Source organism: Pseudomonas sp. AC172 (assembly GCF_979258595.1).
In genome coordinates this window covers 166613-180015 of record NZ_OZ409868.1, presented here as the reverse complement: position 1 = coordinate 180015, position 13403 = coordinate 166613, and the positions used below count along the sequence as shown (strand labels likewise).

Annotated in this window: 13 protein-coding genes; 1 reads left to right on the top strand and 12 read right to left on the bottom strand. The window is 58.9% G+C overall.

Annotated elements, in window-relative coordinates; genetic code table 11:
* Positions 1-13: 13 nt before the first annotated feature.
* The 5 genes from surE to ACZ0A4_RS00795 form a co-directional block, all read right to left on the bottom strand.
* Positions 14-763: a 5'/3'-nucleotidase SurE gene (surE, locus tag ACZ0A4_RS00815; RefSeq protein ID WP_007908831.1), complete on the bottom strand. Its 750-nt coding sequence runs from the start codon at positions 761-763 to the stop codon at positions 14-16.
* Positions 751-1809, bottom strand: coding sequence for a tRNA pseudouridine(13) synthase TruD (truD, locus tag ACZ0A4_RS00810; protein WP_463572675.1), 1059 nt, complete (start codon positions 1807-1809; stop codon positions 751-753). The genes surE and truD overlap by 13 nt, the downstream gene beginning before the upstream one ends.
* Complete coding sequence (gene ispF / locus ACZ0A4_RS00805) at positions 1806-2279, bottom strand: 2-C-methyl-D-erythritol 2,4-cyclodiphosphate synthase (RefSeq protein WP_034149878.1); 474 nt, start codon at positions 2277-2279, stop codon at positions 1806-1808. Before ispF ends, truD begins: the two co-directional genes overlap by 4 nt.
* Before the next feature lie 44 nt (positions 2280-2323).
* Positions 2324-3169, bottom strand: a complete 846-nt coding sequence (gene fghA, locus ACZ0A4_RS00800; RefSeq protein WP_463572673.1) for an S-formylglutathione hydrolase — start codon at positions 3167-3169, stop codon at positions 2324-2326.
* 95 nt (positions 3170-3264) lie between these two features.
* Positions 3265-4377, bottom strand: coding sequence for an S-(hydroxymethyl)glutathione dehydrogenase/class III alcohol dehydrogenase (locus ACZ0A4_RS00795; protein WP_008081726.1), 1113 nt, complete (start codon positions 4375-4377; stop codon positions 3265-3267).
* A gap of 117 nt (positions 4378-4494) precedes the next feature.
* Between ACZ0A4_RS00795 and ACZ0A4_RS00790 the strand changes: the two genes are divergently transcribed.
* Complete coding sequence (locus ACZ0A4_RS00790; protein WP_463572672.1) at positions 4495-5391, top strand: LysR substrate-binding domain-containing protein; 897 nt, start codon at positions 4495-4497, stop codon at positions 5389-5391.
* Between the two features lie 90 nt (positions 5392-5481).
* Here ACZ0A4_RS00790 and ispD read toward each other — a convergent pair whose 3' ends face one another.
* From ispD to ACZ0A4_RS00755, 7 genes are all read right to left on the bottom strand, one after another.
* A complete protein-coding gene (ispD, locus tag ACZ0A4_RS00785) occupies positions 5482-6189 on the bottom strand; it encodes a 2-C-methyl-D-erythritol 4-phosphate cytidylyltransferase (RefSeq protein WP_463557000.1) in 708 nt (235 codons plus the stop codon).
* On the bottom strand, positions 6186-6464 hold the full coding sequence (ftsB, locus tag ACZ0A4_RS00780) for a cell division protein FtsB (RefSeq protein ID WP_007908838.1): 279 nt from the start codon (positions 6462-6464) through the stop codon (positions 6186-6188). The genes ispD and ftsB overlap by 4 nt, the downstream gene beginning before the upstream one ends.
* A 172-nt stretch (positions 6465-6636) precedes the next feature.
* Entirely contained in the window at positions 6637-7926 is a 1290-nt protein-coding gene (eno, locus tag ACZ0A4_RS00775; RefSeq protein WP_007908839.1) for a phosphopyruvate hydratase, read from the bottom strand.
* Between the two features lie 157 nt (positions 7927-8083).
* Positions 8084-8929, bottom strand: coding sequence for a 3-deoxy-8-phosphooctulonate synthase (gene kdsA, locus ACZ0A4_RS00770; protein WP_007908840.1), 846 nt, complete (start codon positions 8927-8929; stop codon positions 8084-8086).
* 5 nt (positions 8930-8934) lie between these two features.
* A complete protein-coding gene (locus ACZ0A4_RS00765) occupies positions 8935-10566 on the bottom strand; it encodes a CTP synthase (protein ID WP_463572671.1) in 1632 nt (543 codons plus the stop codon).
* Between the two features lie 274 nt (positions 10567-10840).
* The gene (gene tilS, locus ACZ0A4_RS00760) at positions 10841-12169 is read right to left on the bottom strand and encodes a tRNA lysidine(34) synthetase TilS (RefSeq protein ID WP_463572669.1); all 1329 of its coding nucleotides are present in this window, start codon (positions 12167-12169) and stop codon (positions 10841-10843) included.
* A 147-nt stretch (positions 12170-12316) separates the two neighbouring features.
* On the bottom strand, positions 12317-13264 hold the full coding sequence (locus ACZ0A4_RS00755) for an acetyl-CoA carboxylase carboxyltransferase subunit alpha (RefSeq protein ID WP_158960639.1): 948 nt from the start codon (positions 13262-13264) through the stop codon (positions 12317-12319).
* Positions 13265-13403: the final 139 nt, after the last annotated feature.

The following is a 13403-nucleotide window of genomic DNA, read 5'->3' as shown; positions in this document are numbered from 1 at the left end:
TGCTCACGGGCCATCAGCGCAGTCCCTCCAGCCAGCCATCGAGGCTTCTAAAGGCATCGTTGAAGGTGCGATCGAGCTGTAAAGGCGTGATGGACACATAGCCCTGCATCACCGCATGAAAGTCTGTGCCCGGGCCGCCATCTTCGGCATCGCCGGCAGCGGCAATCCAGTAACCGGCCTTGCCACGCGGATCGACCACTTTCATCGGCGCCGCCGCGCGGGCGCGATGGCCGAGTCGGGTCAGCTGGATGCCACGAATGTGATCGATGGGCAGATTGGGAATGTTCACGTTGAGCACCGTGCGCGGTGGCAGATCGAGCCCGGCATGGGCTTCAACCAGTTTGCGCGCAAAGTACGCCGCTGTCGGCAGATTATCCACCTGACGCGAGACCAGCGAGAAGGCAAACGACGGACGTTCGAGGAAGCGCCCTTCGAGCGCTGCCGCGACGGTTCCGGAATACAACACGTCATCGCCCAGATTGGCCCCGAGGTTGATCCCGGAAACCACCATGTCCGCCTCGCGCTCCAGCAAGCCGTTGAGGCCCAGGTGCACGCAGTCGGTCGGTGTGCCATTAAGGCTGATAAAGCCGTTGGCCAGATATTGCGGGTGCAGCGGACGGTCGAGCGTCAGCGAACTGCTGGCGCCGCTTTTGTCCTGCTCCGGGGCGATAACCACACACTCGGTATAATCCGCCAGCGCAGCATAAAGCGCGGCGAGACCGGGTGCGGTTACCCCATCGTCGTTAGAAATCAGAATACGCATGGGCTGTCCGTCTGCCCCACCGGCACCAGATCAACGAGTTCGCGCACCAATACAGTGGCGAAGCATCCGGCCGGGAGGACGAATTCCAGTTGCAGAATGTCAGGCTGGGGATAATGCCACGTCAACCCGCCAATGGGCAGCCGCAGGATGCGACGTTCGTGACTCATACCGGCGTTGATCAACCAATCGCGCAGATCTGCTTCACCGGCGGCAATCCCCTGCTCCAGATCATGGACAGCGCCTGCGGTCGGCGAGTCACCTTCGCCCCACTGCGGGCCGGTCGGATGCAGGTCAAGAATCGCCAGGCGCGGGTCGCTGCACTCGGCCTCACCGGCCGGGAAAAAACTGCGGCTGTCGGTGAAGGCCAGCAGATCGCCGACCTGGGCTTTTTGCCAGGTGCCATCGGCCACACGTGCGGCAAGTACCTTGTTGAACAGAAAACTGCGCGCGGTCGAGAGCAGGCGCGAACGCACATTGCGTTGCTCCGGCAAAGCCTTGCGCACCGCCCACGCACGCGCATCAACGACGTTGCCGCCGTCATGGCCGAAACGCTGGGCGCCGAAATAATTGGGGATGCCTTGCCTGGTGATCAGTTGCAGTCGCTGTTCTATCGCGTCTTTATCGCCAGCGAACTGAGTCAAGCGCAAGGTGAAACCATTGGCCGAATGCGCCCCACGTTGCAGTTTGCGTTTATGGCGCGTGGTCTTGAGGATTTTCAGCGTGTCGTTTTCCGCCGCCGACAGATCCGGATCGGCCTTGCCCGGCAATTGCACGCTGAACCACTGGCGGGTCAGCGCCTGACGATCCTTGAGACCGGCATAGCTGACCGTGCGCAGCGGCACGCCGGCAGCCTTGGCGATACGCCGCGCAGCTTCTTCAGTGTTCAGGCCGCGTTTCTCGACCCAGATCCACAAGTGTTCACCGTCGCCACTGAACGGGATGTCGAGGACTTCATCGACCTGAAAATCTTCAGCGATGGCTTTCAGTACCGCGGTGCCCAATGGTTCGCCATAGGCGCGCGGGCCGAGCAATTGCAGTTCATTCATGCGCGCAGCAACAAGGCAACGGAGTGCACGGCGATACCTTCTTCGCGACCGACAAAGCCAAGCTTTTCGGTGGTGGTAGCTTTTACGTTCACTTGATCCAACTCAACTTGAAGATCCGCTGCGATTAGCGCGCGCATCGATTCGATATGCGGGGCCATTTTCGGCGCCTGGGCAACAATGGTGTTGTCGACGTTGCCGACTTTCCAGCCTTTGGCATGGATCAGCGCGACCACATGACGCAGCAACGCACGGCTGTCGGCACCCTTGAATTGCGGATCGGTGTCCGGGAAGTGTTTGCCGATATCACCCAGCGCCGCAGCGCCGAGCAAGGCATCGCTCAAGGCATGCAGCAGGACGTCACCGTCGGAATGAGCGAGCAGCCCGAAGCTGTGTGCAATGCGCACGCCGCCCAGAGTAATGAAATCGCCTTCAGCGAAACGGTGCACATCATAGCCGTGGCCAATACGCATAAAAAAAACGCCCCGATTTTTGTCAGGGCGTGATTCTACCCGCATTAACCGCGCAGAGCGCGTGCGTGATGCTGCAAGTGGTCGTCTATAAAGCTTGAGATGAAGAAATAGCTGTGGTCGTAGCCCGGTTGCAGGCGCAATGTCAGCGGATGGCCCGCTTGTTTTGCCGCTTGTTGCAAGGCTTCGGGTTTGAGCTGAGTGGCGAGGAAGTCGTCGCGATCCCCTTGATCGACCAGCAGCGGCAGTTTTTCATCCGCTTCGGCGATCAGTGCGCAGGCATCCCACTCTTTCCACTTCGAACGGTCTTCGCCCAAGTAACGGGAGAACGCCTTTTGCCCCCATGGGCAATCCATCGGATTGTTGATCGGCGAGAACGCCGACACCGATTGATAGCGACCTGGGTTGCGCAACGCGCAGACCAACGCACCGTGACCGCCCATGGAGTGGCCGCTGATGCTGCGTTTGTCCGACGCCGGGAAATGCGCTTCAACCAGTGAAGGCAATTCCTGCACGACATATTCATGCATCCGGTAGTGACGCGACCAAGGTTCCTGCGTGGCATTCAGATAGAACCCGGCGCCGAGGCCGAAATCCCAAGCGTTGTCCGGATCACCCGGCACATCAGGACCACGTGGGCTGGTATCAGGCGCAACGATGATCAAGCCGAGTTCAGCGGCCATGCGCATCGCGCCGGCCTTTTGCATGAAGTTTTCGTCGGTGCAGGTCAGGCCGGACAACCAATACAGAACCGGCAGCTTGCCGCCCTGCTCCGCCTGCGGCGGCAGGTACACGGCAAACACCATGTCGCAACCCAGCACGTCAGAGCGATGGCGATAACGCTTGTGCCAACCGCCAAAACTTTTCTGGCAGGAGATGTTTTCCAGATTCATGGGATTCTCCCAGCTGCAAGTGGCAAGCTTCGAGCTTCAAGAAAAGGCAAAAGCGCCTTTGCTTGCAGCTTGAAGCTTGTAACTTGGGGCTGCTTTTAGAAATGAATGACGGTACGGATGCTCTTGCCTTCGTGCATCAGGTCGAAGGCCTTGTTGATGTCTTCCAGGCCCATGGTGTGGGTAATGAAAGTATCCAGTGGGATCTCGCCGCTTTGCGCCATGTCGACATAGCTGGGCAACTCGGTACGACCGCGCACGCCGCCGAATGCCGAACCGCGCCAGACGCGACCCGTCACCAACTGGAACGGACGGGTCGAAATTTCCTGACCAGCACCGGCAACACCGATGATCACCGACTCACCCCACCCCTTGTGGCAGCACTCAAGGGCGGCGCGCATCAGTTGCACGTTGCCGATGCATTCGAAGGAGAAATCGACGCCGCCATCGGTCATGTCGACGATCACTTCCTGGATCGGACGATCGAAATCTTTCGGGTTCACGCAGTCGGTGGCGCCGAGTTGCTTGGCAATCTCGAACTTGGCCGGATTGATGTCGATGGCGATGATGCGCGCAGCCTTGGCTTTCACCGCGCCGATCACCGCAGAGAGGCCGATGCCGCCCAGACCGAAGATGGCCACGGTGTCACCCGGTTTGACCTTGGCGGTGTTGAGCACCGCCCCGATACCGGTGGTGACGCCGCAGCCTAGCAGGCAAACCTTTTCCAATGGCGCATCTTTGGAGATCTTGGCCACGGAGATTTCCGGCAACACGGTGTATTCCGAGAATGTCGAAGTGCCCATGTAGTGGAAAATCGTTTCGCCCTTGTAGGAAAAACGCGAAGTGCCGTCCGGCATCAAACCTTTGCCTTGGGTGGCGCGAATCGCCTGACACAGGTTGGTCTTGCCCGACTTGCAGAATTTGCACTGACCACATTCCGGGGTGTACAGCGGAATGACGTGATCGCCAACGGCAACCGAGGTCACGCCCTCGCCGATCGCTTCAACGATGGCGCCACCTTCGTGGCCAAGAATCGAAGGAAAAATACCTTCCGGATCAGCGCCGGACAGGGTGTAGGCGTCAGTGTGGCAAACCCCGGAAGCGACTACGCGCAGCAACACTTCACCGGCCTTGGGCATGGCGACATCGACTTCTACGATTTCCAGCGGCTTCTTGGCCTCGAAGGCAACGGCGGCGCGCGACTTGATCATGCTGACTCTCCAGTGAATCCATTGAATAAAAAAACCAGACAAGGAGTGTAATACATGGCTCTACGATGAATAATCCGGACAAAAGCAAAACATTATTGCCATACAGGGATAATCAGGATGTCCGAAAATCGCTGGGAAGGCATCGACGAGTTCGTCGCCGTTGCTGAATGCAGCCAGTTCACTGCCGCCGCCGAACGTCTCGGGGTTTCGTCCTCGCACGTCAGTCGACAAATCGTACGGCTGGAAGAGCGCTTGCAGACGCGCCTGCTTTATCGCAGTACCCGTCGCGTGACACTGACCGAGGCCGGGCAGACCTTTCTGCAACATTGCCAACGCTTGCAGGATGGTCGCGAGGAAGCATTGCGCGCCGTCGGCGATCTGACCAGCGAACCGAAAGGCATGCTGCGCATGACCTGCGCCGTCGCATATGGCGAACGTTTTATCGTGCCGCTAGTGACGCGGTTCATGGGCCTGTATCCGCAGCTGCGCGTCGATATCGAGCTGAGCAATCGCCAACTCGATCTGGTGCATGAAGGGCTGGATCTGGCGATTCGCTTGGGTCGTTTGCAGGACTCGCGGTTGGTCGCGACACGCCTGGCGCCTCGGCGAATGTATCTCTGCGCTTCACCGTCCTACGTTGAACGGTACGGTCGCCCACACAGTTTGTCGGAACTCTCTCGCCATAATTGCCTGATCGGCAGCTCGGACATCTGGCAACTTGAGCAAAACGGGCGGGAGTTTTCCCAGCGGGTGCAGGGCAACTGGCGTTGCAACAGTGGGCAAGCGGTGCTGGATGCGGCGTTGCAGGGAGTCGGGTTGTGTCAGTTGCCGGATTATTACGTGCTCGAGCATTTGCACAGTGGCGCGCTGATTTCGCTGTTGGAGGCGCATCAGCCGCCGAATACGGCAGTGTGGGCGCTGTATCCGCAGCAACGGCACTTGTCGCCGAAGGTGCGCAAGTTGGTGGATTTTCTTAAGGAAGGGTTGGCTGAGCGGCCAGAGTATCGAAGCTGAGTGATGGGTTGCCTGAATTATCGCTTTCTCGAGCAGGCTCGCTCCCACAGGGGATCGGCGGTGAATGCAATCTGAAAAACGCCACTGCACTCAGCGGCGGTTAGCCCAACGCTGTCGCAACCACTCCAGATCTTCCGGCCGGGTGACCTTGAGGTTATCCGCCCGCCCTTCAATCAGTCGCGGCGCCAACCCGGCCCACTCCATCGCCGAAGCTTCATCGGTAATCACGGCATCCGCCACCAGACTGTCCGCCAACGCCCGATGCAACGCACCGAGGCGAAACATCTGCGGCGTGTACGCCTGCCAGATCACGCTGCGATCCACGGTCTCAACCACGCGCCCGTGCTTGTCGACCCGCTTCAACGTGTCGCGCGCCGGCACCGCGAGCAAACCGCCCACCGGATCATCCGCCAGCTCATCAAGTAACTTGTCGAGATCTTCACGACTCAGATTCGGTCGCGCCGCATCGTGCACCAGCACCCAATCCTCATCATCGGCACCCTGCGCATGCAAGTGCAGCAAGGCATTGAGCACCGAGCCAGAACGCTCGGCCCCGCCCTCAACTCGCTGAATTCGCGGATCGCTGGCGCAGGCCAGGTTCGGCCAGTAAGGATCATCAACCGCAAGACTGACCACCAAACCCTTGAGGCTTGGGTGATCAAGGAAACAGCCGAGGCTGTGTTCGAGAATTGTGCGCCCGCCCAGTTGCAGATATTGCTTGGGACGGTCCGCGGCCATTCGGGCACCGACGCCCGCGGCAGGAATCACGGCCCAGAAGGCCGGCAGGGAATTGATCATTGGGCCAACTGGTAAAGGGTTTCGCCGTCCTTGACCATGCCCAGTTCGTGACGAGCCCGTTCTTCAACGGTCTCCATGCCCTTCTTCAACTCGCTGACTTCAGCGTCCATCACCCGATTGCGCTCCAGCAAACCTTCGTTCTCGGCGTGTTGATCAGCAATCTGCTGATTCAGCTCGGCGACTTGCGCCAGACTGCCATTGCCCACCCACAGGCGGTACTGCAGACCGGCCAGTAGCAAGAGCAAAACGAGAAACAACCAGTAAGGACTGCGCATCGAATATCAGGTATCCAGTGAAAAAAGACAGCCACGCCAAAACTTTGAAGCATCTGATAGCACGAAGCCTGGAAAGATCCAGGCTTGTGCTGTTAAGGCATCAGATTAGTGGCAAATCCATCGCTGTCACGACTTTTTCGACACAATCCGGTGTCCTTCCATCGATTTGTACTTAGCCGCGGAACTCGCTGCGACCGTTGTACTTGGCCTTGCCATTCAACTGCTCTTCGATACGCAGCAGTTGGTTGTACTTGGAAACGCGGTCGGAACGGCACAGCGAACCGGTCTTGATCTGGCCAGCCGAGGTGCCCACAGCCAGGTCGGCAATGGTGGAATCTTCGGTTTCGCCCGAACGGTGCGAGATCACTGCGGTGTAACCGGCAGCCTTGGCCATCTGGATGGCTTCCAGGGTTTCGGTCAGGGTGCCGATCTGGTTGAACTTGATCAGGATCGAGTTGGCGATGTTTTTATCGATGCCCTCTTTCAGGATCTTGGTGTTGGTCACGAACAGGTCGTCGCCTACCAATTGAACCTTCTCGCCGATCTTGTCGGTGAGGATCTTCCAGCCAGCCCAGTCGGACTCGTCCAGACCGTCTTCGATCGAAATGATCGGATAACGTTCGGTCAGGCCTTTCAGGTAATCAGCGAAACCTTCAGCGGTGAACACCTGGCCTTCGCCGGACAGGTTGTATTTGCCGTCTTCGTAGAATTCGCTGGCCGCGCAGTCCAGAGCCAGCGTCACGTCGGTACCCAGCTTGTAACCGGCGTTGGCAACAGCTTCGGAGATCACTTTCAGCGCGTCTTCGTTGGACGCCAGGTTCGGTGCGAAACCGCCTTCGTCGCCAACGGCAGTGCTCAGGCCACGGGCCTTCAACACGGCTTTCAAGTGATGGAAAATCTCGGTGCCCATGCGCAGACCTTCCGAGAACGACTTGGCGCCAACCGGCTGCACCATGAATTCCTGGATGTCGACGTTGTTATCGGCATGCTCGCCACCGTTGATGATGTTCATCATCGGCACCGGCATCGAGTACACACCCGGCGTGCCGTTGAGGTTGGCAATGTGTGCGTACAGCGGCAGGTCCTGATCCTGTGCAGCAGCCTTGGCCGCAGCCAGGGACACAGCGAGGATGGCGTTGGCGCCCAGGGTTGCCTTGTTTTCGGTACCGTCGAGCTTGATCATCGCGTGATCCAGGGCTTTCTGGTCGCTTGGGTCGGTGCCCAGCAGCAGATCGCGGATCGGACCGTTGATGTTGGCTACCGCTTTGAGCACGCCCTTGCCCAGGTAACGGCTCTTGTCGCCATCACGCAGCTCGAGCGCTTCACGCGAGCCAGTGGATGCACCGGACGGCGCGCAAGCGCTGCCGATGATGCCGTTGTCGAGAAGCACGTCCGCTTCCACGGTGGGATTGCCACGGGAGTCGAGAACTTCACGACCTTTGATGTCGACGATTTTTGCCATTGTTGTAAACACTCCAAAGTTGACGAAAACGACGCAGCTAGAGGAAATCTTTTTACCGTCGGCAAGGGGTGTGCAGCGGGCAGACTTGCAGACGATAACGCTCATGCCCGAAGGCATGAGCGACAAATCGTGCGGTACTTTACCGGAGAATTGAGTGTTACGCGGTTTCTACCGTCGGAAAACTCTTCACCAGTTCGTCCAAAGCTTTGAGCTGGGCCAGAAATGGCTCCAGTTTGTCCAGTCGCAATGCGCAAGGGCCGTCGCATTTGGCGTTGTCCGGATCCGGATGCGCCTCAAGGAACAGACCCGCCAGCGACTGGCTCATGCCGGCCTTGGCCAGATCCAGAACCTGTGCACGGCGACCGCCTGCGGAGTCGGCACGACCACCCGGCATTTGCAGCGCATGGGTCACGTCGAAGAATACCGGGTACTCGAACTGCTTCATGATGCCGAAGCCGAGCATGTCGACCACGAGGTTGTTGTAGCCAAAGCTCGAACCACGCTCGCAGAGGATCAGTTGATCGTTACCCGCTTCCACACACTTGTTCAGGATGTGTTTCATTTCCTGAGGTGCGAGGAACTGGGCTTTCTTGATGTTGATCACTGCATTGGTCTTGGCCATCGCGACGACCAGATCGGTCTGGCGCGACAGGAAGGCCGGCAGTTGAATGATGTCGCAGACCTCAGCGACGACCGCGGCCTGCTCAGGCTCATGGACGTCGGTGATGATCGGCACGCCGAAGGCTTGTTTGATGTCCTGGAAGATGCGCATGCCCTCTTCCAGTCCAGGACCGCGATAGGAGGTCACAGAAGAACGGTTGGCCTTGTCGAAACTGGCCTTGAACACGTAAGGGATACCGAGTTTTTCGGTGACCTTCACGTACTCTTCGCAAACCTGCATGGCCATGTCACGGCTTTCCAGCACGTTCATGCCGCCGAACAGCACCATGGGTTTGTCGTTGGCAATCTCGATGTCGCCGACGCGGATGATCTTCTGTGCCATCGGGGTTACGCCTTCTTCTGGTGTTGAGCCAAAGCGGCTTTGACAAAACCGCTGAACAGCGGATGGCCATCGCGTGGTGTCGAGGTGAACTCAGGGTGGAACTGGCAAGCGACGAACCATGGGTGATCGGCCGCCTCCACCACTTCAACCAGCGCAGCATCAGCGGAGCGACCGGAGATTTTCAGGCCGGCTTCGATCAGTTGTGGCAGCAGGTTATTGTTCACTTCGTAACGGTGACGGTGACGCTCGACGATCACGTCCTTGCCATAGCAGTCGTGCACCTTGGAGCCGGCTTCGAGCAGGCAGTCCTGAGCGCCGAGACGCATGGTGCCGCCCAGGTCGGACGATTCGGTACGCACTTCAACGGCACCGGTCGCGTCTTCCCACTCGGTGATCAGACCGACAACCGGATGGCCGCTGGTGCGATCGAACTCGGTGGAGTTGGCGTCTTTCCAGCCCATCACGTTACGGGCGAATTCGATGACCGCCACTTGCATACCGAGGCAGATGCCCAGATACGGAACCTTGTTTTCGCGAGCGTACTGAACGGCAGTGATCTTGCCTTCCACGCCGCGCAGACCGAAGCCGCCCGGCACGAGGATCGCGTCGACACCGTCGAGCAGCGCAGTGCCCTGGTTTTCGATGTCTTCGGAATCGATGTAACGCAGGTTGACCTTGGTGCGGTTGCTGATGCCGGCGTGGCTCATCGCTTCGATCAGCGATTTGTAGGCGTCCAGCAGTTCCATGTACTTGCCGACCATGGCGATGGTCACTTCGTGTTCCGGGTTCAGCTTGGCGTCAACCACCGCTTCCCACTCGGACAGATCAGCGCTGCCGCATTGCAGACCGAAACGCTCAACGACGAAATCGTCCAGACCTTGCGAGTGCAGGATGCCCGGGATCTTGTAGATGGTGTCGGCGTCTTCCAGCGCGATCACCGCACGTTCTTCAACGTTGGTGAACTGAGCGATCTTGCGACGCGACGAGATGTCGATCGGATGATCGGAACGGCACACCAGCACGTCCGGCTGCAGACCGATCGAACGCAGCTCTTTTACCGAGTGCTGAGTTGGTTTGGTCTTGGTTTCGCCAGCGGTGGCGATGTACGGCACCAGCGTCAGGTGCATCAGCATCGCGCGCTTGGCGCCGACTTCGAAACGCAGTTGACGGATGGCTTCAAGGAACGGTTGCGACTCGATGTCACCGACGGTGCCACCGATTTCAACCATCGCCACGTCAGCGTCACCGGCACCCTTGATGATGCGGCGCTTGATTTCGTCGGTGATGTGCGGGATTACCTGGATGGTCGCACCCAGGTAGTCACCACGGCGCTCTTTGCGCAGCACGTGCTCGTAAACACGGCCAGTGGTGAAGTTGTTGTTCTGGGTCATGGTCGTGCGGATGAACCGCTCGTAGTGGCCCAGGTCCAGGTCGGTTTCGGCGCCGTCGTGGGTGACGAACACTTCACCGTGCTGGAACGGGCTCATCGTGCCCGGGTCGACGTTGATGTACGGGTCCAGCTTCAGCATGGTGACCTTAAGTCCCCGCGCCTCCAGGATGGCCGCCAATGAAGCCGATGCAATGCCTTTCCCCAATGAAGAAACAACACCGCCCGTGACGAATATGTAGCGCGTCATGAAAAACCCTAGAAGTCTGCGTTAAAGCGGTACGAGCCGCCGGGGAAAGCGAAGGAAGGCCGAAGCCCCCGATCACCTGCATTAATCACAGTGCACCTTTCAAAAAAACCGCCGCGTTGGGACAGACCGGCAGGTGAAACACCGGTACGTTGCTCGCTACACATTTTTTGGAATCGCCCAGCAAAGACTGCTTGGTAATCGGCAACTCCTGCAATTCAGGCGAATCCACAGAAGTTGTATCAAGAAGGGAGCGTAGTCTACCGGAATGCTCCTTTCAGCTCAAACCTTGATCTTCGTCTGTTGGCTGCCAATGCAATTTCCAGCCGTCCAGCACAGGGCCATCAAGTCCCGGCAGGTTCGCCACTGCGAGCAATTCATCGCCGCGAAACAGCAGCGGCAATCTGCCACGCACGAAGCCCGGCACCGAGCGCTCGTTGAGCAGACGCTTGAGGTCGCGATGGCCGCGATCCGCCAGATGCATCACTTCACCGCCCTGACGATAGCCAATCTGCAAAGGCCCGACGGGAGTCTGCCCGCTGAACATGACACGTCCGTTATCGGCCAAGCGTAGCGCTGACGATGGGATCCGCCACTCGGCGTCGATCATCGGCGTGCGTAGCCAGTGACCGCTGAGCCACCACAGACGACCGGCACTGCGGTGCAACTCGCCATCGGCCAGACGCCAGACCGGTGACGCGTCAGGAGCGGCATCGCACAAATCCGTCCAACCCGACCAGTGGTCGGTGTCAGGCAGGCGCGTCAGCGGCTCAAGCCAGTGACTGAGGGCGTTTCGCTGGCGGGCGGCAGACAACGCTGCCAGCGGCGCCAACTCCAGAGACGGTAATCCCAGCCATTCGAAATCATGAGCCGTAGCAGCTTGGGTCAGATCGATCTGCGCCAGCTCATCCAGCAACCCTTGAGCTTCACGCAGATGCGCGGCACTGCGAGCCATGCTTGTCTGCGCTTGCGGCCAGCGTTCGCTCAGCAACGGCATGACCTGATGCCGCAGGTAATTGCGCGAGAACTGCCGATCCTGATTCGACGGGTCTTCAATCCAGCTCAATTGATGAGCTTGCGCATACGCTTCGAGTTCGGCCCGGGAAACATCGAGCAATGGACGAATCAGCGTCCCCTGCCCCACCGGACGCTGTCGCGGCATCGCGGATAATCCGCGCACACCGGCCCCCCGCAGCAGCCGGAACAACAGCGTTTCCGCTTGATCATCGCGATGCTGCCCTGTCAGCAACACATCATTGGCTTGCGTCATTGAACCGAACACGGCGTAGCGCGCAATCCGCGCTGCGCGCTCCAGGCTTGCCCCCGGTTGCACCTTCACACGTTCGATCAGCAACGGAACACCCAGCGCATCGCACACGGACTGGCAATGCTGCGGCCACGCGTCAGCCGCAGCCTGGAGGCCGTGGTGAATATGAATAGCGCTGAGTGGAGGGAGGGATTCGGATTTTGCGAGATGGGCGAGCAGATGCAGCAGAACAGTGGAGTCGAGACCACCGGAGAAGGCGATACGCCAATTAGTGGCGTTGCGCCAAGGCTCAAGGTTGTGCAGAAGCCGTGAAGGAAAATCACTCGAGGGCTGACTCATAACTTTACCTTCGCCGAAAACCAGTGTGGGAGCGAGCTTGCTCGCGAAAGCGGTTCAACATTCAACATTTTCGTTGTCTGTTATAACGCCTTCGCGAGCAAGCTCGCTCCCACAGTGTTTTGCATTGTCAGCTGAATCGGCGTTCGATCAGAGACCGTAGCTCATCAGTCGATCATAACGACGCTTCAACAGCGCTTCGTTATCGAACTTCTTCAGCATCGCCAGTTGCGAGCTCAGCTCGGCACGGATCGATGCAGCCGCAGCCGCCGGATCACGGTGCGCGCCGCCCAGAGGCTCGCCAATCACCTTGTCGACAATGCCCAGACCTTTCAGGCGCTCGGCGGTGATACCCATCGCTTCAGCAGCATCCGGCGCTTTTTCAGCGGTTTTCCACAGAATCGAAGCGCAACCTTCCGGCGAGATCACCGCGTAGGTCGAGTATTGCAGCATGTTCAGCTGATCGCAGACACCAATTGCCAATGCACCGCCGGAACCACCTTCACCGATAACGGTGGCAATGATCGGGGTCTTCAGACGCGACATCACACGCAGGTTCCAGGCAATCGCTTCGCTCTGGTTGCGCTCTTCAGCGTCAATACCCGGGTAAGCACCCGGGGTGTCGATGAAGGTCAGGATCGGCATCTTGAAACGCTCGGCCATCTCCATCAGACGGCAAGCCTTGCGGTAGCCTTCCGGACGCGGCATGCCGAAGTTGCGGCGAACTTTCTCGCGGACTTCACGGCCCTTTTGGTGACCGATGATCATCACCGGCTGGTCTTCCAGACGGGCGATACCGCCGACGATTGCCGCGTCGTCAGAGAAATGACGGTCGCCGTGCAGTTCGTCGAACTCGGTGAAAATGTGCTGGATGTAATCGAGGGTGTACGGGCGTTTCGGGTGACGCGCCAGGCGTGCGATCTGCCAGCTGGTCAGCTTGCCGAAGATGTCTTCGGTAAGCGTTTTGCTCTTGTCCTGCAGGCGGGAGATCTCATCGCCGATATTCAGCGAATTGTCATTACCGACCAAGCGCAACTCTTCGATCTTGGCTTGCAGGTCGGCGATCGGCTGTTCGAAATCTAGAAAATTCGGGTTCATAGGCGTCCGTCTTGGGTCGTGTCCCAAATGAGCTTGGGCCGGCCGGTTGTCTATTCGCGCCCTACCTTAAGGGAGAGGCGCGCTGAGGTCGAGATTAAAAATTCAGGTTGCGGGCGAGCGCCATGATGGCACTCACCGG